The sequence below is a fragment of the Stenotrophomonas sp. genome (genome assembly GCF_059505245.1).
The window spans coordinates 74,499-95,583 of the sequence record NZ_JCACKF010000050.1 but is presented as its reverse complement, the minus strand read 5'-3'; the positions used below and the strand labels follow the sequence as shown (position 1 = coordinate 95,583).

The following is a 21,085-nucleotide window of genomic DNA, read 5'->3' as shown; positions in this document are numbered from 1 at the left end:
GGAGCCGTCGCATGTTCAACATCCTCATCGACACACCCAACCGCGACCAGCGACGTGTCCGCTGCCTGCACCGTGAATGCGGGATCGGCCGTGGCGACGGCAACCTGGTGGTGCTGCAGGGCTGGAGCATCGCCCAACGCCATGCGGCGCTGAAGCGCGAGGACCAGGGCATCTTCATCGAGAGCCTGGGAGGCCGCTCGCCGGTACTGGTGAATGGCGAACAGGTCAAAGGCAGCCGTGGCCCGCTCACCAGCCGTGACCGGGTGCAGATCGGCGACTACCTGCTGCAGGTGGTGGACGACGACCCGCCGGCCGAACCCACCGCCGATGCTGGAAGTTTCAATGCGGGCGCCGCCAACGATGTACCGGTGGACGCCACGCCCGCACCGGCACCCGCACCGGCGCAGCCATCCAGCGAACGCCAGCTGGCGCGGCCGGAGCAGCTGCCGCCGGACATGGCGGTCTATCGTGCAAAGCTGCATGCCTCGCTGGTCAAGCAGATGGATCTGCGCCGGCTCGACGTGCGCAGCATGGACGATGAGTCGCTGCGCAACGCCACGATCAAGCTGATCGATGAAGTGATGCAACGGGAGTTCTCCGAGCTGCCCAAGATGATCAACCCACGCAGGCTGGCCAAGGAGGTGCTCGATGAGGCCATCGGCCTGGGCCCGCTGGAAGACCTGATCGACGATGCGACGGTGACGGAAATCATGGTCAACGCGCACGACCAGATCTTCATTGAACGTGCGGGCCGGATCGAACGGTCCCCCATTGTCTTCACCAGTGACCGCGCGGTGCTGTCAGCCATCGAGCGCATCGTGACGCCCCTCGGTCGCCGCATCGACGAAAGCTCGCCGATGGTCGACGCGCGACTGAAGGATGGCTCCCGCGTCAACGCCATCATTCCGCCGGTGGCGCTGCGCGGCCCGAGCATCAGCATCCGAAAGTTCGCCAAGCGCAAGCTGGAAGGAAAGGACCTGCTCACCTTCGGTTCGCTCAGCCAGCCGATGCTGGAATTCCTGATCGTTGCGGTGCGCGAACGGCGCAACATCGTCGTCACCGGCGGCACCGGCTCCGGCAAGACCACCCTGCTCAACATCCTTTCCAACTTCATTCCCGATACCGATCGCATCGTCACCATCGAGGACGCGGCCGAACTGAAGCTCGTCCAGCCCAACCTGGTTGCCCTGGAAGCGCGTCCTCCCAACATGGAAGGCAAGGGCCATATTTCCATCCGCGACCTGGTGCGCAACGCGCTGCGCATGCGCCCGGACCGCATCGTGGTCGGCGAGTGCCGCGGCGGCGAAGCACTGGACATGCTGCAGGCCATGAACACCGGCCACGAAGGATCGCTGACCACCGCCCATGCCAACAATCCGCGCGAGGCGCTGTCGCGCCTGGAAGTGATGGTCATGATGTCCGGCATGGAGCTGCCGATGACGGTGGTGCGCGAACAGATCTCGTCGGCAGTGGACCTGATCGTGCACCAGAAGCGCTTCCCCTGCGGTTCGCGCAAGGTCAGCCACATCACTGAGTTGACGGGCATGGAAAGCGGAACCATCCAGCTGCAGGATGTGTTCCTGTTCAAGGCACGCTCCACTGCCGGACGCGATGGCAAGGTGGTGGGCGAGTTCGTCGCGACCGGTGCAGTGCCGGAGTTCTATGAAGAGCTTGCCGAGCGCGGCGTCGCCGTTGACCTGGACATTTTCCGTACCGGGGGACGGCGGAATGAGTGACATCCTGCTGATCGCCCTGCTGTGTTTTGCCTGCGTGACGGGCTCGGTGCTGTTGCTGGCGCGTGCCAGCTCCGGCTTCATGGACCGTTACCGCGCCAACTTCATGGACCAGGCGCGGGTCAATCTGGCCGACATGTTCCTGTTCGTCGACCCGCGCGTGCTGTTCAGGACCAATGTCCTGATGCTGCTGGCGATTCCCGTGCTGCTGTGGATCGTCACCGGCGGCAACCTGCTGCTGCCGATCCTGGCCCTGATCCTGCTGGCCATAGCGCCACGCAAGATCTACCTGTGGCTGAAGCAGCGCCGCCTCGACCAGATCCAGCAGCAGTTGCCCGACGGGCTGCTGATGCTGGCCGGCAGCCTCAAGGCCGGCGTCGGCTTCAATCCTGCGCTGGAAGCACTGGCCCATGACGGCCTGCCTCCGCTGGCCCAGGAGCTGGCACTGGTACTGCGCGAGCAGCACATGGGCGTGCGCACGGAGGAGGCGCTGGACAACTTCGCCGCCCGCGTGCCCATTGCCGACGTGAAGCTGTTCGTGGCCGCCGTCAGCATTTCGCGCGAGGTTGGTGGCAATCTCGCCGAGAGCCTCTCCACGCTCGCCGAAACGCTGCGGCGCAAGCTCATCATGGAAGGCAAGGTCAAGGCACTTACCGCGCAGGGGCGCCTGCAGGGCATCGTGATGGCGATGCTGCCAGCCGGCCTTGTCGGCTTCCTCGTGCTGTTCTATCCAGAAACGATGAACCCCATGTTCCACACCTTCATCGGCTGGTGCGTCATGGCCCTGATCGGGGTACTGGAATACCTCGGCTACCGCATGTGCCGCAAGATCATGACGATCGATATATGAACGCCCTGCTCATCCTGGTCGCACTGCTTGCCGCTGCCGCTGTTGGGCTGCTTGCATTCGCGCTGCGCGGACTGGTGCAGTCGGTCGAGGTGGACCAGCGCAACTACCAGGATCCGCTGCCGCTGCTGCTGCGCATCCTGTGGCCGCTGATTACGGTCGCTACGCGCCTGGCCGGGCCGCGCCTGTCCTCGGCACAGCTGGAGCGCGCGCATCGCAGCCTGCAGTCGGCCGGCCAGGACTTCGTGCTGTCACCGGAAGAACTGTATGGCGCACGCATCGTCTCCGCCGCCGTGGCCAGTACCTTCCTGTTGCTCACCATCATCCTGCTGGGCCGGTTCGGAGTCGGCTCCGTGCTGATGGCCCTGGCATTCGGCGCACCGTTCGGGTGGATGTATCCCACGCTGTGGCTGGGCGAACGGCGGAAAGCGCGCTCCAAGCATGTGATCCGCGACCTGCCTATCTTCCTCGACTTCATCACCATGGCCGTCGAAGCGGGCCTGAACATCACCGGTGCGATCGAACAGTCCGTCGACAAGGGTCCACCCGGTCCGCTGTCACAGGAGTTCTCGCGCATGTTGCGTGATCTGCGCGCCGGCCTTCCGCGTGCCGAAGCGCTGCGGCGCATGTCCGATCGCGCCGACATTTCCCAGGTGACCAGCTTCACCAGCGCCTTGATCCAGGCGGACCGGGTGGGTGCCAGCCTGAGTGACACACTGCGCTCGCAGGCCATGCAGCGCCGCGAAGAGCGCTTCCTTCGCGCCGAGAAGCTGGCCCTGGAAGCACCGGTGAAGATGATGCTGCCGCTGGTGCTGTTCTTCTTCCCGCTGATCTTCGTCGTCCTGGCCTACTTCATCTTCCTGCAGATGAAGCAGCAGGGCATCCTGTGAGTCCCCGCACATGAGAACCGGCGCCCTGATCCGCAACCACCAGCAGTTGCTCAGCTGCGTCTGGCATGCCGATCGCTGGCACCAGCGGCTGCGCGGCCTGCTGTTGCGCGCGCCACTCCAGCCTGGGCAAGGCCTGCTGATAACCCCCTGCTCGAGCGTGCACACCCTGGCCATGGGGTATCCACTCGACCTGTTGTTCCTGGACCGCGATCAGCGCGCCGTTGGCTGGCGCGAGGCCGTGCGCCCATGGCGCGGCGCCTGGTGCCGCGGCGCCTACTCGACGCTGGAAATGCCGGTGGACAGCCTCAGGCATATTGCCCCGGTGCTGGGCGAGACGTTCCAATGGTGCCCTTCTCCGCCTGCGGCACCGCCATCCACGAGGGCGTTGCAATGAAGCACATCCGCACATCCATCCGCCAGCAGCGGGGCCAATCGCTGATTGAATTCTGCATCGTGGTTCCGGCCTTCGTCTTCCTCATCCTGGTCATCTTCCAGTTCGTCCTGATCTATCGCGCCAAGTCGCTGCTGGATTTCGCCACGCTGCAGGCCGCGCGTGCCGGCGCGGTCAGTGGCGTCAATCATTCCGAGATGCGCAGCGCACTGGAAATGGCGATGGCTCCCCTGTACGCGACCTCGCCGGATGCCGCCGGTGCCGTCGCCGCCCGCGCCAAGGTCGCCCTGCTGTGGAAGAACCCGTTGCTGTCACCGAAGATCGAGGTCATTTCACCCAGCCGCGCGGCGTACAACGAGTTCCGCGAGCGCCAGTTCGATGGGCGCTATGCGCTGCCGAACGACAATCTTGCCTTCCGCGATGCACGTGTCGGCAGCAGCCGCGTCAGCGTGCAGGACGCCAACATCCTCAAGATCAAGGTCACCTATCCGATGCCCCTGATCGTTCCATTTGCCGACCGGGTGATTGCCGGTCTTTCAGACCTGGTCAGCGAAGGCGACAGCTTCCGCCCGGCCTCGATGCTGATCGAGGACCCGATCACCGGCCATCGCCGCATGCCGATCGAGTCCTACGCGATCGTCCGCATGCAGAGCCCCGTGCATGACAGCAACAACCTGGCGCGCTGACATGCAGGTGCTGCTGGCCAGCCTGTTGATGGCAGCAACCTGGGCCGCCGCCGCGCAATCCACGGACGCTGCTGACAACGAACCTCCACAGGCGCGATTGCTGGCACGCGCCTATGGCCTGGGCCCACTCGGTCCAAGCTCGCCTGGTGGTGAGGTCGAGGTCGAGATCCGTTTGCGCGGGCCTGCCATCCGTATTGATTTCCGCGGCGACAATGCGCCCGATGCATGGCTGACCACCCAGGGCCAGCGCGGCCGGGCATGGCTGGTGAGCGAGCGCGGCAACTACACGCTGCCGGTCGCCGACGCCAGTGGTCCCTACTGGTACGATCCTGCCGCCCCATGCCACACGATCGGAGGGCGCTGCTCTCCCGCACCCGGCGAGTTCATCCTGGGTCGCCTCGCTGCCGGCTGGCGCTATGACAGTGCGCATGGCCCTGATGGCACCACCTCCGGCACGTTGTGGATCGATACCCGCACGGGCCTGCTGCTGGGTTACCGCGGACGCACCGGCAACCAGCGTACCGAACGCGGCTTGCGGGTTACCGAGGTCACTTTCGATGAGGTGCCGTCGAGCCTGTTCGACCCGCCCGCCGGATTGCGTCGACGCACGCAGGATGCGGCGAACTGAGCGAGGTGGTTGCAGCGCCGACACCGTGGCGCGGGGGTCTCACTCCCTCCGCGCCGGTAGATCCACGCAGCGCGTGGATCTACCGCTGGCCCGCCCCCCTTAGAAGCCTACCCGCAGGTTGATCTGCCCGCCGACATCGCGGCGGCCATCACCGTGCTGGCCCTGCACGAACATCGACAGCTGGCTGTTGCGACCCAGGCCGACCGCCACGCCGAGCTGGCTGACCAGCGCATTGCGTGCCATCACCGCGCTGTAGACATCGAAGGCATCGCCACCGACCGCGAAGCGGTTGCGGCTGGCCACATCGGTGTCACCCGATGCATGCTGCCAGCCCAGGCCGACGGTCAGCTGCGCCGGGAAGCGCGCGCCGCTACCCACGTCCCAGCGGCCCCGCACGCCCACCGTGCTGACGTTGAGCGTGTCCTTGCCGCCTTCCAGCACCAGTGCGGCACTGCCACCCTGCTCCAGCGCACGATCACTGTCGACCCAGTGCCGGGTGAACTGCACGTACGGCTGCAGTTGGGTCCTGCCATGGGTCCAGGTCCAGCTGCCTTCGACCTGGGCGATGGTCACGTCCGAATCCTGGCGGCTGTACAGGGTCTGGCCCAGCAGAGGCACTTCACGCGTGGTGCGCGTGCGGTAGTCACCGCGCGACACGCTGCCACCGACCGCAAAGCCGTTGTTCCACTGTCCCTGTGCATACAGGCCGAACGTGTTGCCGCGCAGGCGGGCGCGCGAACTGCGATCGTACAGGCGCGTATCCAGCCGTTCGTTGCCGGCCGCCGCACCCAGCACCACGTGTTCACCCAGCTGCCAGTCCACACCCGCCATCACCGCATTGCGGTTGGAACGGATCTCATCGCCATTGCCATCGCCATCCTGCTTGAACACCTTGCCGCTACCGGCCAGCCAGGCCGAGGCACGCTCACCACGCACGGTCGGCAGCTCACTGCCCAGGCGCTGGCGGATGCCCTCTTCCAGGTAGTTGTCGTACAGCAGCACCGCGCGGCTGGCCGCGTGCACTTCGCCGGAGAGCTGGTCGAATGCGCTGCGCGCAGTGCTGGCGTCATACAGCAGCACCGTGTTGTACAGGCCCAGCGCCGCGCCACTCTGCGGCAGGCTGTCCAGCGCCGCAGCGGTGTTGTACTGGTTGCGCGTGTTGGCCACGGTGGTGAACGCCGCCGTCTGCGCCACGTCGATCTGCAGGTTGGCGGTGTTGGCGGTGTAGACCGGGGTGATGGTCAGGAAGGCCGACGGCGAGTTCGCCGAGGCGAACTGCCCGCTCACCCCACCGCCCGCGTTGATCACCGTGTACTGCTGGCCCTGCTGGTAGCTGGTGCTCGGCGAGATGGTGTTCACCTTTACGGTGCTGCCACCCACGTTGGCGCTGCCGCCCACCTGTACCGTATCGCTGCCGCTGGCACCCAGATCGATGCCCAGCGTGCTGCCCGGCGACAGGGTCAGGTTGCCACCCACGGTGATCGTGCCGGTGCCATTGCCTGTGCCGCTGCCGTTGCCCGGGCCATTACCCGGCGACAGCACGCCACCACTGGACACCGTCACGCCACCGCCGGTGCCACCAATGGTGCCGGTGCCGGACAGCGTGGTACCGCTGCCGATGGTCCACTGGCCGCCGATGGTGCCGGTGACATTCAGGCCGCCGCCGGTGACCTGGCCGGTACCGTTGAAGCCACCACTGTTGCCGCCGAGGTTCAGGCCACCGGGGCCGGCCTGCACGATGCTGCCGCCGCCGCTGATGCTGCCGCCCAGCGTGGTGGTGCCACCGGTGTTGATCACCAGGCCACCGTTGTTGGTGATGTTGCCGGTGATCGCGCCGCTGGCCCCACCGTTGCCGACCTGCACCGTGCCACCGGCGTTGATGGTGGTGCCACCGGTATAGGTGTTGTTGCCGGTCAGGATCACGGTGCCGGTACCGGCCTGGGTCAGGCCGCCGCTGCCGCTGATGGTGCCGCCGACGGTGCTGTTGCCGCCCACGTTGAACACCAGGCTGCCGTTGTTGCTGACGTTGCCGGTGATCGCACCGCTCGCGCCACCGTTGCCGACCTGCAGCGTGCCGCCGGTGTTGATGGTGGTGCCACCGGTATAGGTGTTGTTGCCGGTCAGGATCACGGTGCCGGTACCGGCCTGGGTCAGGCCGCCGCTGCCGCTGATGGTGCCGCCGACGGTGCTGTTGCCACCCACGTTGAACACCAGGCTGCCGTTGTTGACGACACTGCCGCCGATCGCACCGGTCGCGCCGCCATTGCCAACCTGCAGCGTGCCACCGGCGTTGATGGTGGTCGGGCCGGTATAGGTGTTGTTGCCGGTCAGGGTCAGCGTGCCGCTGCCGGCCTGGGTCAGGCCGCCACTGCCGCTGATGGTGCCGCCCAGCGTGGTGTTGCCGGCCACGTTGGACAGCAGCGTGCCATTGTTGGTGACATCACCGACGATCGAACCGGTCGCACCGCCATTGCCCAGCTGCAGCGTGCCACCGGCATTGATGGTGGTACCGCCGGTGTAGGTGTTGGTGCCGGTCAGCAGCAGCGTACCGCTGCCGGCCTGGGTCAGGCCGCCACTGCCACTGATGGTGCCGCCCAGCGCGGTGTTGCCGGCCACGTTGGAAATCAACGCACCATTGTTGGTGATGTCGCCGGCGATGGCGCCGGTTGTACCGCCATTGCCCACCTGCAGCGTGCCGCCGGCATTGATGGTGGTACCGCCGCTGTAGGTGTTGTTGCCGACCAGGGTCAGCACCCCGCTGCCGGCCTGGGTCAGGCCACCACTGCCACTGATCGCGCCGCCGACGGTGGTGTTGCCCGCGACGTCGAAGACCAGGCTGCCGTTGTTGGCGACATTGCCGGTGATCGCACCGGTGGCACCGCCATTGCCCACCTGCAGCGTGCCACCGGCATTGATGGTGGTACCGCCGGTATAGGTGTTGTTGCCGGTCAGGGTCAGCGTACCGGCACCGGCCTGGGTCAGGCCACCGGTGCCGCTGATGGTGCCGCCCAGCAAGGTGTTGCCGGCCACGTTGGACACCAGCGCACCGTTGTTGGTGATGTCACCGACGATCGCGCCGGTCGCACCGCCATTGCCCACCTGCAGCGTGCCGCCGGCATTGATGGTGGTACCGCCGGTGTAGGTGTTGTTGCCGGTCAGCACCAGCGTGCCACTACCGGCCTGGGTCAGGCCGCCGCTGCCACTGACCACCGCGCCCACGGTTGCCGTCGTGCCCAGGTTGTAGACCAGGCTGCCATTGTTGGTGATGTCGCCCAGCACCGAGCCGGTGCTGCCGCCGTTGCCGATCTGCAGCGTGCTGCCACCATTGATGGTGGTGCCGCCGGTATAGACGTTGTCGCCGCTCAAGGTCAGCGTGCCGGTGCCGCTCTGCACCAGGCCACCAGTGCCGCTGAGCACACCGCCGAAGGTGGTGCTGCCGTTGTTGCCGCCGGTGGTCAGGGTCGCACCGCCCAGCACCACGCTGGATCCGGTCACGCCGGCCAGGCCACCGATGCTCTGGCTGCCACCGGCACTGATGTCCAACGTGCCGGCGCCGGACAGGTTCACCGTGCTGGCACCGGACAGGCTGCCACCGGCCGCCACCGCCAGCGTGCCGCTGTTGATGGTGGTGGTACCGGTGTAGGTGCTGGCGCCGCCCAGGGTGACGGTTGCCGCGCCATCTTTCAGCAGGCCGCCAGCGCCGCTGATCGGGCCACTCAAGGTCAGCGCGTTGCTGCCCGCCAGGGTCAGCGTGCCATTGGCCAGCTGCACGGTGTTGGCCAGGGTCAGCGCGCTGGTGCCGTCCAGGCTGGCGTTGCCGCCCACGGTCAGCGCGCCGGTGCCCAGCGAACCGTCGTTGCCCAGCAGCAGGCCACCGGCATTGAGGGTCACGCCGCCCGTGAAGACGTTGAGGCCAGTCAAGCCCTGGATGCCTGCGCCGTTCTTTACCAGGCCACCGGCCCCTCCGATGGTGCCGGCGAACGTGGTATTGCCCACGCCATTGAGGGTCAGCGTGCTGCCGCCCAGCGCAACGGTCGAACCCGCCACGCCTGCCAGCGAACCGATCGCCTGCGCACCACCCGCGCTGATGTCGAAGGTGGTACCGGCATTGGCCAGGTTCACCGCACCGGTCGCCGCCAGGCTGCCACCGGCGCCGATCGCCAGCGTGCCGGCGTTGATGGTGGTACCCCCGGTGAAGGTGTTGGTGCCGGTCAGCGTCTGGGTCCCCGAGCCTTCCTTGATCAGGCCACCCGAGCCGGCCAACGAACCACTGAACGTGCCATTGCTGGCATCACCGATCGTCAGCGTGTTGGCTCCCAGGTTCACCGTACCGTTGCCGACCAGTGTGCCGAACTGCTGCGTGCCGCTGCCCGCCGACAGATCGAAGGTCGCACCCGAGGCCAGGTTGACGATGCCACTGGCGTGCAGGCTCGCGCCAGCACCCAGTGCCAATGTACCGGCGTTGATGTTGGTGCCACCGGTGTAGGTGTTGGTGCCGTTCAGGGTCAGCGTTGCGGCTCCCTCCTTGGTCAGGCTGCCGGTGCCGCTCAGGTTGCCGTTGAGGGTGAGGTTGTTGCTGCCGAGGACAGTCAACGCGTTGTTGAGGGTGAAGTTGTTGGCGAGGGTGACCGCTGTGTTCGAATCGAGCGTCGCAGCGCCCGCGACCGTCACCGCACCGGTGCCCAGCGCAGCATTGTTGCCGACCACCAGGCCGCCGGCGTTGAGCGTTACGCCGCCGCTGAAGGTGCTGCCGCCGCTGAGCGTCTGCACGCCTGCGCCGTTCTTGACCAGGCCGCCGTTGCCACTGATCGCACCGCTGAAGGTGCTGTCCACGGTGCCGCCCAGGGTCAGCGTGCTGCCACCCAGCGCCACCGTACTGCCGGCGACGCCGGCCAGCGAGCCGATGGCCTGGTTGCCCGCCGAAATGTCGAACGTGCCGGCACCGGCCAGGTTCACCGCGCCGGTCGCGGCGAGGCTGCCACCCGCGCCGATCGCCAGCGTGCCGTTGTTGATGGTGGTACCACCGGTGTAGGTGTTGGCACCGCTCAGGGTCACGGTGGCCGCACCGTCCTTGACCAGGCCGCCGGTACCGGAAATCACACCGCCCAGTGTCAGCGCCTGGCTGCCAAGCAGGTCGAGGTTCGCGCCCGCTGCGAGCCCGATGTTGTTGGCCAGGTTGACGCCTGTCGATGCATCCAGCGTCGCGTTGCCGCCCACTGCCAGCACACCGCTGCCGAGCGCAGCGTTGTTGCCGACCACCAGGCCACCACCGTTGATTGCGACGCCACCACTGAACAGATTGGCGCCTCCCAGTGTGAGGACGCCGGCGCCATTCTTGACCAGGCCACCGGTGCCGGAAATCGCGCCATCGAAGAGGCTGTTGCCCACACCACCGAGTGTCAGCGTCTGTGCACCCAGGCTCACCGTCGAGCCCGCCACGCCGTTCAACGAGCCGATGGTCTGGTTGGCCCCTGCGGTGGAGATATCGAAGCCGGTGCCTGCAGCGCTCAGCGTCACCGCGCCGGTGGCTGCAAGGCTGCCGCCCGGACCAATCGCCAGCGTACCGGCAGTGATGAAGGTGCCGCCGGTGTAGGTGTTGGCACCGGTCAGCGTCTCGATGCCCGTACCGACCTTGGTCAGGCCACCCGTGCCTGCGATCGAGCCACTGAAGGTGCCATTGGTGGCGCCGCCGACTTCGATCGAGTTGGCGCCGAGGTTCACCGTACCGTTGCCGACCAGGGTTCCGAACACCTGCGTGCCGCTGCCGGCAGACAGATCCAGCGTGGCACCTGTGGCGAGGTTCACGGTACCGCTCGCCGCCAGGCTGGCACCGGCCCCCAGCGCCAGCGTGCCGGCGTTGATGTTGGTGCCACCGGTATAGGTGTTGATGCCATTCAAGGTCAGCGTCGCGCTGCCGTTCTTGGTCAGGCTGCCGGCACCGGAAAGGACGCCGTTGAGCGTCAGTGCGTTGGTCCCGAGCACGGTCAGCCCGGCGTTGAGCGCGATGTTGTTGGCCAGCGTTGCCAGGCCGGTGGTATCCAGCGTGGCAGCACCGCCGACCGTCAATGCACCGGTGCCCAGCGCCGCGTCATTGCCGAGTACCAGCCCGCCTGCATTGAGGGTCACGCCGCCGCCAAAGGTGTTGGCACCGGACAGCGTCTGCACGCCCGCGCCCACCTTGATCAGCCCCCCGCCGCCACTGATCACGCCGTCGAACGCGGCGTTGCCGGCCGTACCGAACGTCAATGAGTTTCCGCCCAGCGCCAGCGTGCTGCCGCCCAGACCATTGAGTGCGCCGATGGTCTGGCTGCTGCCGGCACCGGAGATATCGAAGCCGGCGCCCGCCCCCAACGTGACGTCACCCGCCGCGGCCAGGCTGCCGCCCGTGCCCAGCGCCAGCGTGCCGGCATTGATGGTGGTACCGCCGGTGTAGGTGTTGGCACCGGACAGCGTCAGCGTGGTAGCGCCGTTCTTGATCAGGCTGCCATTGCCGCCGACCACGCCCGACAGCGTCAGCGCATTGCTGCCCGGCACCGTCAGTGCAACGCCCGAGCCCAGCGTGACCGCATTGCCGAGCGTCACTGCCGCGCCCGCATCCAGCGTGGTGCTGGTATTCACCGCCAGCGCGCCGGTACCAAGCGCACCATCCGCACCGACGACCAGGCCACCACCGTTCAGGGTCAGGCCGCCAGCGAAGGTGTTGGTGTTGTTGAGGGTCAGCAGGCCCGTACCGTTCTTGACCAGGCTGCCATTGCCGGCCACCACGCCACCGAGCGTGACATCGTTGCTGCCGCTCAGCGTCAGCTGCGTGCCCGCACCGAAGTTCACTGCATTGGCCAGGTTCAACGCCACCGTGCTGTCCAGCGTGGTGGTGCCACCGATGCCCAGCGCACCGGTGCCGAGCGCGCTGGCATTGCCGAGGATCAGGCCACCCGCGTTGAGTGCAACACCGCCACTGAAGGTGTTGGCACCGGACAGCGTCTGCACGCCGGTACCCGTCTTGACCAGGCCGCCAGTGCCACCGATCACGCCGGCAAAGCTGCCGTTGCCGGCGCCGCCAAAGGTCAGCGACTGCGCGCCCAGCGCCAGCTGGCTGCCTGCGACGCCGTTGAGTGCGCCAATGGTCTGCGCGGCACCGGCTGCGGAGATGTCCAGCGTCGCACCGGCACCGGCAAGATCCACCGCACCGGCCGCGGCAAGGCTGCCACCGGCCCCCAGCGCCAGCGTGCCGGCGTTGACGGTGGTGCCACCCCCGAACGTGTTGGCGCCAGACAGCGTGAGGCGCGCCGCGCCATCCTTGATCAGCCCGCCGGCGCCGAACACCGGACCGGTCAGCGTCAGGTCATTGCTGCCCAGCACGGTGAGGTTGGCGCCGGCGGCGAGGCCGAGGGTGTTGCCCACGGAAAGCGCCGCAGTGGCATCCAGCGAAGCGTTGCCGCCCACATCCAGCTGGCCGGTACCCAGCGCCTGTGCGTTGCCAAGCTGCAGTACGCCCGCGTTGAGCCCGACGCCCCCGCTGAACGTATTGGCGCCGTTCAACGCCAGTGTCGCCGCACCGTTCTTGACCAGCCCGCCGGTGCCGCTGATGACGCCCCCCAGCGACACGTTCTGGCTGCCCAGCAGATCCAGCACCGCACCGGCGCCGAGGTTGACGCTGTTGGCCAGGTCCAGCGCCACCGAACTGTCCAGCGTGGTATTGGCCCCCACCGACAATGCACCGGTGCCCAGCGCGCCGGCATTGCCCAGCAGCAGGCCGCCGCCGTTGACGGTCAGCCCGCCACCGAAGCTGTTGGCGCCATTGAGGGTCAAGGTGGTGGCACCGTTCTTCACCAGCCTGCCCGCACCGGACACCACCCCACCCAGCGTGATCGACTGCGAACCCGGCAGCGACAACGCGGCGCCTGCACCCAGTGCCACGTTGTTGCCCAGGTTCAGCGGCGCACTGCCGTCGAGCGAGACGTTGCCACCGATGCCCAGCGTCCCCGTGCCGAGTGCGCCGCTGTTGCCCAGCAGCAGGGCGCCAGCGTTTGCGTTCAGTCCACCACTGAAGGTGTTGGTACCGTTCAAGGTCAGTGTCGCCGCGCCGTTCTTGACCAGGCTGCCGGTGCCCGTGATGTTGCCGGCCAGGGCCAGGTTCTGGCTGCCCGGCAGGGTCAGGGCCGCGCCGAGGTTGATCGCATTGCCCAGGTTCAACGCTGCCGTGGTATCCAGCGAACCGTTGCCGCTGACCGTCAACGCCCCGCTGCCGATCGCACTGCTGTCGCCCAGCAGCAGGCCGCCCGCCGTCAGATTCACGCCGCCACTGAAGGTGTTGGCGCCGCTCAGCGTCTGGATGCCCGTGCCCTGCTTGACCAGGCCGCCGGTACCACCGATCACGCCCGCGAACGTCTGGTTGGTGGCATCACCGAAGGTGAGCGTGCTGCTGCCCAGCGTCACCGTGCTGCCGGCAATACCGGACAGCGCGCCGATGGTCTGGTTGCCGCCGAGCGAGATGTCCAGGTCCGCGCCAACGCCGGCCAGGTTGACCGCACCGCCGGCGGCCAGGCTTCCGCCGCTGCCCACCGCAACCTTGCCGGCATTGATCGCCAGGCCGCCGGTGAAGGTATTTGCGCCACCCAGCGTAAGCGTGGCGGCACCGTTCTTGACCAGGCTGCCGGTGCCACCGATGGCGCCGCCCAGCGTCAATGCGTTCGAGCCCAGCACATTGAGCGAGCCACCCGCGCCCAGCGTGATGCCATTGCCGACCCCAAGCGCCGCGCTGGTGTCGAGCGACACCACGCCACCAACATTCAGCGCACCGGTTCCCAGTGCTCCAGCGTTGCCCAGCACCAGGCTGCCGGCATTGAACGCCACGCCGCCGCCGAAGGTGTTGGCGCCATTGAGCGTCAGCGACGACGCACCGCTCTTGACCAGGCCACCGGCGCCACCGATCACGCCGTTGAACGTCAACGCCTGGTTGCCGAGCAGATTGAGGCTGGCACCCGAACCGAGGTTGACCGCGTTGGCCAGTGCAAGCGCCCCCGTGGTTCCATCGAGCGTCACGTTGCCGCCGACACTGAGCGCACCGCTGCCCAGCGCAGCAGCATTGCCCAGCAGCAGGCCACCGCCGTTGAGTGCCACGCCGCCACTGAGGTTGTTCACGCCCGACAAGGTCTGCACGCCGGTGCCCAGCTTGACCAGGCCACCCGTGCCTGCGGCGAACGTACCGCTGTAGGTGGTATCGCCCAGCCCCGCGAGGGTGAGCGTGTGGCTGCCCAGGTTAACCGAACCGCCGAGGCCCGCCAGCGAACCGATGGTCTGGTTGGCGGCCGCCGACAGGTCCAGGGTGGTACCGACGCCGACCGTGATCGCGCCGGTGGGTGACAGGCTGCCGCCCGCGCCCAGCGCCAACGCGCCTCCGGCCAGGTTGAAACTGCCGGTCAGCGCATTGGCGCCGTTCAAGGTGAGGGTGCCGGCGCCGCTCTTGGTCAGGTTGCCGGCACCGGAGATCGAACCGTTCAATGACAACGCATTGCTGCCGAGCAGGTTCAGCGAGCCCCCGCCATTGATCACCAGATTGTTGCCCAGGGTGAAGCCCGCCGTCGTATCCAGTGAAGCGCTGCCACCCACGGTCAGGTTGCCGCTGCCCAGTGCACCGGCATTGCCCAGCACCAGGCCGCCGGCATTGAGGTTGACGCCGCCGGAGAACAGGTTTGCGCCGCCGAGAGTAACGATGCCGGTGTTGTTGACCGTCAGCCCGCCAGTACCGGACAGCAAGCCCCCCAGGCTGAACGCATTGGTCCCTGCCAGGGACAGATTTCCACCAAGGCTGAAAGGGTTGGCCAGGTTCAGACCGGCCGTGGCGGAGGCGATGGCACCGCCGTTGGCGGTGAACAGCCCTGTGCCGAAGGAACCGGCATTGTTGAAATTGACCAGGCCATCATTGAGCGTAGTCGTACCTGCACCCGCCCACGCACCCTGCAGGTTCCAGGTGCCGCTGTTGACGGTGAGCTTCTGGAAGTTGAGGTACTGGTTCCAGCCCAGCGTGGTCACCGCTCCGCCGGTGCCGGACCCCGGACCGCTGACGACGTTCTGCAACACCAGCGTGTTGTTGGCCGCACCACTGCCGGTACCGGCGTCGACCGATCCCGCAGCCGCAACCTTTACCCCGGTGACACCGGTAATCACGCCGGCAAGAGCGCTGCCGCCGCCGCTCACAACGCTGGAACCCGACACTGCGGTGAAGGTGTTGCCACCGGTTGAATCACCCAGGTGAACGCTGCCACTGACCGCCCCCGCATTGAGGAACGTGTTACCGCCAGAAGCACCCAGGCCGACGCGTCCGTCGATGGTGCCTGTGTTGGTCACATTGGCGGCTGCACCACCATAGGTCACTACCGTGGTCGCGTCGGAAACGCTGCCTGCACCGATCAGCGACGTGCTGATCAGGCCGGCGTTGTTGATGGTGGTGGTGCCGTTGACATTCTGTGCCACCAGCGCCTGTCCACCGAAGCCCAGCAGCGTTGCGATGTTGACGACACCCTTGATCTGTCCGCTGGCGTTGTTGTTGACGACGATCGCGCTGTTGTTGGCAGAACCATTGCCGATGACCAGGCCGGGCGAGGCGAGGATGATCGAGCTCGGATCGATCGTGCCATTGTTGTTGACCGTCACGTTGTCGCCGGTCAGCGTTGCTGCGTTGCCGCCGCCTACGATCGGCGGCGTACGCAGCAATGCACCCGCGTCGATGTTCAGCGTGAGGCCGTTGGTCGCGTTGGAGTAGTTGTTGATGCTGGTGGTGCTGTCGCAGTTTACGGTTGTGGTGCCGGTGCACGCTGCGAATGCCGATCCGCTGGCCAGTGTGGCGGCCAAAGCCGCCGCCAGCTGGTGCGCCCGCAATCGCGGCACCCGCCCTGCGCTGACCGCGCTTCCGCCGGGGTTCTGGGCGACCTCCGAAGCAACCTGCATTACCCCAAGGGCACGATTGAAAACCAGACGGTAAATGCGGTTCATCGGTAAATCTCCATGAAAAGACCGGATGGCACAGCTGGCAGGTTTTTTGGAGACAATGCGGCCCACCCCGGCTCCCCGAACGGGAACAAGGCCTGAAGGCATTAACTCCTGAAAATCTTCACATCTTCACGCGATCGCACCCGGGGACAGGTGCGCCAGCGCGTCCGTCAAGGCGAAAACTCCCCGATTTCGCCCGACGAATGGCGGCACTGTGCGACCGACGGTGCCAGCGGCATGTGAATCACGCGCGCTATTTTTATGACGTGCGTCAAATAACAGGGGCGGACAAAATTGTTTTGCCGAAAATGCATATTGCTGCATGTGGCGGAGAATCCATTCCCCGCCATGAGTAAATAAATTCAGCTGCTGGAGAGTTTCATCAGCACCAGGCCGGAAACGATCAACACCGCCGCACCGATCCGCATCGGGCTGACCTGCTCGCCCAGGAACACAATGCCAACCACGAACGCCCCGACCGCGCCGATGCCGGTCCAGATCGTATAGGCGGTTCCCAGCGGCAGGCTGCGCATGGCCACCGCCAGCAACCAGAAGCTGGCGATCATGCCGATGATGGTGACCACGGTGGGGGTGAGCCGGGTGAAGCCTTCGGACTGCTTCATGGACACGGCCCAGACGATTTCCAGCAGGCCGGCAAACAACAGATAGATCCAGGCCATGACGGCCCTCCTCTTGGTAGGGCCAGGCCGTCCTGGTCATTGGTTCCCGATGTGGGGGAGGTCGTTCCTCCTGGCCGGCATTCTAGCAACGGGGGTGGGTACCGGCCGCCGCCGCCGGGAGCGGGTTACAGCCGATTCAGTGCATGAAGCTGGCGTCGATGGGCCTGCCTGCGCTAGAATGCGCGTCTGCCATCGGCCAGCCCGATGTGCAGTCCGGCTGTGGTCTCCGGCGCGCCGCGCGCTGTTTCCCCTGATCCGTGAACTGGCCGCCCATCGGGCGGCCAACGTCTCTATGGTGGCCCCGTCGGCCCCTCGCGACGCTAGGTCGAAAACCCCGCCAGGGCCGGAAGGCAGCAACGGTATCGATCGACGCGGGCGCCGAGGTCAGCCGGCGGGGCCACCGCCTTTTCCGCACTGGGGTCAGTTCCCTTTGCATGGCAAAGGGATCTGACCCCGGCTTCGCATTCTTGGCCCGGCATGGCGCCGCGCTACCCTGCCTCGGGCGTGCCCTGGTGGAACACCATGCGCCATCTGTCCCCGTGCCGGCGCCACAGCGAACTGCGCAGCACCCAGTGCTGCAGCTGCCCATCAAGGTGATGGCGGCTGCGGTAGCGCACCTGGGCCAGGTCCTGCGACAGCAGCCAGACGGCGTACTGCTCCGATTCGATCTGCACCTGGGCACGCTCCAGCGGAATCTCCACCAGCGCGGCCGCACGGTCGTAGCACTGGCCGGAGCTGCCGATCTCGCTGAAATCCTCATCCAGCAATGCGGCCAGTTGCTCGCGGTCGGCACGCACCTGCGGCGCATGCAGTGCACGCTCCAGCGCCTCCAGCCCGGCAGCCAACGCCGCACCTGCGGGCTGGCCGGTACCGCTCACGGCGGGTCCTGGGCCAGCACGTGCGGGGCGGTCGGGCTCGCCAGCGGCACGCACTGCCCCGGCTGCGCCACGCGGTGCCCACGCGCAGCCAGCGCCAGACCATCGGCCGCGCTGGCGTAGTGGTACAGCATCATCCGCGCCTGCAGTTCGGCGCTGTACTCACGCTCCAGATCGTCCACGCCGGTATGCGAGGGATTGCCGTGCAGGCCGCAATCGTGAGCGATCAGTTCGTTGTCACTGGCAAAGCGTGCCAGCATCTCCGGAATCGGCCGGGTATCGCCGCTCCAGGTCAGCGCGCCCTGCAGGCGCAGGCCATAGGCCGTCTCCGGCCAGTGGTGGCGCACCGGAAACACTTCCAGGCGCACGCCCTCGTGCCAGAACGCCTCGCCCACCACGATCAGCTGGAAGGCATCCCAGAAATTCGCACCGCCCTCGGCCAGCACGTTCGGGTAATCCCCGATGCGCTTGTGCAGCAGCGGCACCACCGTGGCGGGCACGTACAGGCGCACCTTGCCGCGCCGGTGCGCATTGAAGAAGGTATCCACGAACAGGCGCTCGAAGCCGGCCACGTGGTCCAGGTGCACATGGGTGACGAACAGCGCCTGCGGCATCTGCCCGTAGTGCGCCTTGAACGCGGTCAGGCCTTCGCCACCACAATCGATGGTCAGCCATGGGCGCCCATCGCGCTCGATCACCGACATCGGCGACCCCAGCTCGACCGCCGACGCATTGCCGACGCCGAGGAAACGCAACGCCCAGTCCATCAGGTGCCCCGGTTCCAGGCCATGTCATAGGCACGGCGCAGCCGCGCGTAGTCCTTCTGCACGTCTTCCACGCTGCGCTCGCCGCGCAGCTTGATCAGCGAGCGCAGCAGGCGCTTGAGGTTGCGCTCGCGCCAGGCGGTCGCCGGGATGCGGATCACGCCGCGGTCGAAATCGATCAGCCAGCCATGGCCGCTGCCATCGAACAGGATGTTGTGCGCGTTGAGATCGGCATGGTCCAGGCCGGCACGATGGAAACGGGCAATCAGGCGCCCGGTCTCCTCCCAGGGAGCCCCCCGGCCGGCCACCAGTGCGCGGTCGGCCAGCGAGCGCACGCCCTCGATCCGCTCCATCAGGATCGCCGCCCGGTAGCGCAGGCCCTCGCGCATGTAGAACGCGGCGATCGGCCGTGGCACCGGCAGCTTTTTCTCGCGCAGGGCGCGCATCAGGCGGAATTCGGCGAAGCTGCGGGTCCGGTCCGAGCCGCGCCAGAGGTACTGGTCATGGCTGATACGGGCCGCCATGCCGCCGCGCAGGTAGTGGCGCAGCACGCTGGCACCGAACGGCGCATCGACGAACCAGGCGCTGCCGCGGCCGCCCTCGCCCACCGGCCGGGCCCTGCTGCCCCAGTGCTGGGGCGAGAACAGGCCGATCTCGGCTTGCCGCAGCCGCTCGCGGTCGAACAGAATGGCCCCGATGCCGCGACCCTCGCGGCATGGCGTCAGCGCTTCATTGGCGTCGAATGCGACCATTTCATTGAGTCTAACAACACATGGCATCAGCGTCCTCCTCCTTGTGCCTCCTGCGCCTGTCCGCACTTGGCGATGTCACCCACGTGGTGCCCCTGGTGCGTACCCTGCAGGCCGCGCGCCCGGACACGCCGATCCACTGGATCATCGACAAGGTCGGCCACAAGCTGCTCGACGGCCTGCCCGGCGTCACCTTCCATGCCTACGACAAGAAGAGCGGCATGGCCGGGGTCAAGGAACTGCGCAGGCAGCTGCCGCCGGGGCGCTTCGAAGCGCTGCTGCAGATGCAGGTCGCGTTCCGCGCCAACCTGCTGTCGGCCTTCATTCCGGCCGAGCGCCGCATCGGCTACGACCGCAGCCGCTCGAAGGACCTGCATGGGCTTTTCATCAACGAACGCATTCCCGACCGTCCCGGCATCCATGTGCTCGATGCCATCGGCAGCTTCTGCGAACCGCTGGGCCTGCGCCAGACCGAGGTCAGCTGGGACCTGGCCGTGCCGCAGTCGGCATATGAGTGGGCCGCCGCGCAGTGGCACGACGATGGTCGCCCGGTGCTGATGATCTCGCCGTGCTCCAGCCACGTGCGCCGCAACTGGTACGCCGACCGCTACGCCGCCGTGGCCAACCACGCGGTCACGCGCGGCTGGCAGGTGGTGCTGTGCGGCGGCCGCAGCGAACTTGAGCGCAGCATGGCCGACGCCATCCAGGCACAGCTGCACACGCCGGCGCTGGACCTGGTAGGCAAGGACACGCTGAAGCAGCTGCCCGCCCTGCTGGCCCGCGCCAACCTCGTGATGACGCCCGATTCCGGCCCGATGCACATCGCCAACGCGATGGGCGCCAAGGTGCTGGGCCTGCATGCGGCCAGCAATCCGAACCGCAGCGGCCCGTACTCGGATCGTCGCTATTGCGTGGACCGCTACGACGATGCGGCACGCAAGTACCTCGCCAAGCAGGCCACCGATCTGAAGTGGGGCACCAAGATCGAGTTCGACGATGTGATGGAACTGATTACCGTGGAAGACGGTATCGCTGCCTTCGAACGCTACGTCGCCGACCACCTGGGGTGAGCGGCAGGCCGCCCGGGATTACACGCGCTGCGCGTAATCCTGATAGGACTTCTCCTCCACGTACGCCGAGCCCAGCGCCAGGTTGATCGCCTTCTTGATGCGCGCGCGTTCGTCATTGCGCAGGTACACGCTGCGCGCCAGGTCGATGAAGCCCTGGTCGAACGCCTGCGCCTTCTCCTTCAGCCGGATGTCGTCCTCGATTTCCCACAGCTGCTCGTTGACCACCTTCAGCTCGGCACGCAGCCTGGCGATGTCCTTCACGGCCGCCGGGTGTGCCATCCAGGTCTGCTCCAGCGCCGACAGCTCCCTGCGCACGTTGGCCAGCTTGCCCTCGTCGCTGATGCGCTCGGACTTGATCTGCAGGATCGAAATCTTGTCCAGCAGCTCGCCGAAAGAAACGGGAACGAGGATTTCAGCGGTCATGGGGAAAAGCTCCAGCAGGTGATGCGTACATGGTAACCCGCAGCGTCCGCACGGATATCCCCGGTAGATCCACGCCATGCGTGGATGAGCCTGCCAGCAGGAACAGCATCCACGCACCGCGCGGATCTCAGTGATGCATCTGGAGGACCAAGCCCCTCTGTTGAGGGGCTGCCCCGACAGGGGCGGGGAGAGGCCGGCAAAGGGAGGGGCCCACACGTTGCGCAGCAACGTGTGGGGCGACGCGCAGAGCGCGTCGCGTCCCGCGCCAGATCAGTACAGGGTCACTACGGCGTGATTCCCGCCGCGCATCCACGCACCGCGCGGATCTCAGTGATGCATCTGGAGGACCAAGCCCCTCTG

At 66.9% G+C, this 21,085-nt stretch carries 13 protein-coding genes and 1 other RNA gene; 8 read left to right on the top strand and 6 right to left on the bottom strand.

All coding sequences use genetic code 11. From position 1 onward, the window contains the following. The first annotated feature begins 11 nt into the window (after positions 1 to 11). From AC5JLE_RS19615 to AC5JLE_RS19590, 6 genes are read left to right on the top strand one after another with little or no spacing between them, the layout of a single operon-like run. A complete protein-coding gene (locus tag AC5JLE_RS19615; protein ID WP_496065556.1) occupies positions 12 to 1,736 on the top strand; it encodes a TadA family conjugal transfer-associated ATPase in 1,725 nt (574 codons plus the stop codon). Further along, positions 1,729 to 2,583, top strand: coding sequence for a type II secretion system F family protein (locus AC5JLE_RS19610; RefSeq protein WP_014646168.1), 855 nt, complete (start codon positions 1,729 to 1,731; stop codon positions 2,581 to 2,583). The genes AC5JLE_RS19615 and AC5JLE_RS19610 overlap by 8 nt, the downstream gene beginning before the upstream one ends. Beyond that, on the top strand, positions 2,580 to 3,470 hold the full coding sequence (locus tag AC5JLE_RS19605) for a type II secretion system F family protein (protein ID WP_014646167.1): 891 nt from the start codon (positions 2,580 to 2,582) through the stop codon (positions 3,468 to 3,470). The genes AC5JLE_RS19610 and AC5JLE_RS19605 overlap by 4 nt, the downstream gene beginning before the upstream one ends. A gap of 10 nt (positions 3,471 to 3,480) precedes the next feature. Then, complete coding sequence (locus AC5JLE_RS19600; RefSeq protein WP_041863110.1) at positions 3,481 to 3,864, top strand: DUF192 domain-containing protein; 384 nt, start codon at positions 3,481 to 3,483, stop codon at positions 3,862 to 3,864. After that, positions 3,861 to 4,547 carry a TadE/TadG family type IV pilus assembly protein gene (locus tag AC5JLE_RS19595; RefSeq protein WP_032958205.1) on the top strand — a complete coding sequence of 229 codons (687 nt, stop codon included), beginning with the start codon at positions 3,861 to 3,863 and terminating at the stop codon, positions 4,545 to 4,547. The genes AC5JLE_RS19600 and AC5JLE_RS19595 overlap by 4 nt, the downstream gene beginning before the upstream one ends. After that, entirely contained in the window at positions 4,522 to 5,175 is a 654-nt protein-coding gene (locus tag AC5JLE_RS19590) for a hypothetical protein (protein ID WP_238381415.1), read from the top strand. The genes AC5JLE_RS19595 and AC5JLE_RS19590 overlap by 26 nt, the downstream gene beginning before the upstream one ends. 99 nt (positions 5,176 to 5,274) lie before the next feature. Here AC5JLE_RS19590 and AC5JLE_RS19585 read toward each other — a convergent pair whose 3' ends face one another. Continuing rightward, positions 5,275 to 16,167, bottom strand: coding sequence for an autotransporter-associated beta strand repeat-containing protein (locus AC5JLE_RS19585; protein ID WP_496065555.1), 10,893 nt, complete (start codon positions 16,165 to 16,167; stop codon positions 5,275 to 5,277). A 359-nt stretch (positions 16,168 to 16,526) separates the two neighbouring features. Further along, the gene (locus AC5JLE_RS19580) at positions 16,527 to 16,844 is read right to left on the bottom strand and encodes a DMT family transporter (RefSeq protein WP_005415486.1); all 318 of its coding nucleotides are present in this window, start codon (positions 16,842 to 16,844) and stop codon (positions 16,527 to 16,529) included. A 301-nt stretch (positions 16,845 to 17,145) separates the two neighbouring features. Here AC5JLE_RS19580 and ffs point away from each other — a divergent pair. Then, an RNA gene (ffs, locus tag AC5JLE_RS19575) (signal recognition particle sRNA small type) lies at positions 17,146 to 17,242 on the top strand. 90 nt (positions 17,243 to 17,332) lie between these two features. Here ffs and AC5JLE_RS19570 read toward each other — a convergent pair. Genes AC5JLE_RS19570 through AC5JLE_RS19560 form a run of 3 tightly spaced genes read right to left on the bottom strand, consistent with a single transcriptional unit; the run spans position 17,333 to position 19,235 of the window. Beyond that, entirely contained in the window at positions 17,333 to 17,722 is a 390-nt protein-coding gene (locus tag AC5JLE_RS19570) for a nuclear transport factor 2 family protein (protein WP_049405685.1), read from the bottom strand. Beyond that, the gene (locus AC5JLE_RS19565) at positions 17,719 to 18,486 is read right to left on the bottom strand and encodes an MBL fold metallo-hydrolase (RefSeq protein ID WP_046429135.1); all 768 of its coding nucleotides are present in this window, start codon (positions 18,484 to 18,486) and stop codon (positions 17,719 to 17,721) included. The genes AC5JLE_RS19570 and AC5JLE_RS19565 overlap by 4 nt, the downstream gene beginning before the upstream one ends. Continuing rightward, positions 18,486 to 19,235 carry a 3-deoxy-D-manno-octulosonic acid kinase gene (locus AC5JLE_RS19560; RefSeq protein WP_032958195.1) on the bottom strand — a complete coding sequence of 250 codons (750 nt, stop codon included), beginning with the start codon at positions 19,233 to 19,235 and terminating at the stop codon, positions 18,486 to 18,488. Before AC5JLE_RS19560 ends, AC5JLE_RS19565 begins: the two co-directional genes overlap by 1 nt. A 20-nt stretch (positions 19,236 to 19,255) precedes the next feature. On the opposite strand from AC5JLE_RS19560, the gene AC5JLE_RS19555 reads away from it, so the two are divergent. Continuing rightward, complete coding sequence (locus AC5JLE_RS19555) at positions 19,256 to 20,302, top strand: glycosyltransferase family 9 protein (protein WP_046429133.1); 1,047 nt, start codon at positions 19,256 to 19,258, stop codon at positions 20,300 to 20,302. An 18-nt stretch (positions 20,303 to 20,320) separates the two neighbouring features. Here the strand turns inward: AC5JLE_RS19555 and AC5JLE_RS19550 are convergent, their stop codons facing one another. Next, positions 20,321 to 20,725 carry a DUF6165 family protein gene (locus tag AC5JLE_RS19550; protein WP_014646159.1) on the bottom strand — a complete coding sequence of 135 codons (405 nt, stop codon included), beginning with the start codon at positions 20,723 to 20,725 and terminating at the stop codon, positions 20,321 to 20,323. Between the last annotated feature and the right edge of the window lie 360 nt (positions 20,726 to 21,085).

Coding starts and splice junctions, on each gene's coding strand:
- AC5JLE_RS19615 (WP_496065556.1), top strand. CDS start 12: ATGTTCAACATCCTCATCGACACACCCAACCGCGACCAGCGACGTGTC.
- AC5JLE_RS19610 (WP_014646168.1), top strand. CDS start 1,729: ATGAGTGACATCCTGCTGATCGCCCTGCTGTGTTTTGCCTGCGTGACG.
- AC5JLE_RS19605 (WP_014646167.1), top strand. CDS start 2,580: ATGAACGCCCTGCTCATCCTGGTCGCACTGCTTGCCGCTGCCGCTGTT.
- AC5JLE_RS19600 (WP_041863110.1), top strand. CDS start 3,481: ATGAGAACCGGCGCCCTGATCCGCAACCACCAGCAGTTGCTCAGCTGC.
- AC5JLE_RS19595 (WP_032958205.1), top strand. CDS start 3,861: ATGAAGCACATCCGCACATCCATCCGCCAGCAGCGGGGCCAATCGCTG.
- AC5JLE_RS19590 (WP_238381415.1), top strand. CDS start 4,522: ATGACAGCAACAACCTGGCGCGCTGACATGCAGGTGCTGCTGGCCAGC.
- AC5JLE_RS19585 (WP_496065555.1), bottom strand. CDS start 16,167: ATGAACCGCATTTACCGTCTGGTTTTCAATCGTGCCCTTGGGGTAATG.
- AC5JLE_RS19580 (WP_005415486.1), bottom strand. CDS start 16,844: ATGGCCTGGATCTATCTGTTGTTTGCCGGCCTGCTGGAAATCGTCTGG.
- AC5JLE_RS19565 (WP_046429135.1), bottom strand. CDS start 18,486: ATGGACTGGGCGTTGCGTTTCCTCGGCGTCGGCAATGCGTCGGCGGTC.
- AC5JLE_RS19560 (WP_032958195.1), bottom strand. CDS start 19,235: ATGGTCGCATTCGACGCCAATGAAGCGCTGACGCCATGCCGCGAGGGT.
- AC5JLE_RS19555 (WP_046429133.1), top strand. CDS start 19,256: ATGGCATCAGCGTCCTCCTCCTTGTGCCTCCTGCGCCTGTCCGCACTT.
- AC5JLE_RS19550 (WP_014646159.1), bottom strand. CDS start 20,725: ATGACCGCTGAAATCCTCGTTCCCGTTTCTTTCGGCGAGCTGCTGGAC.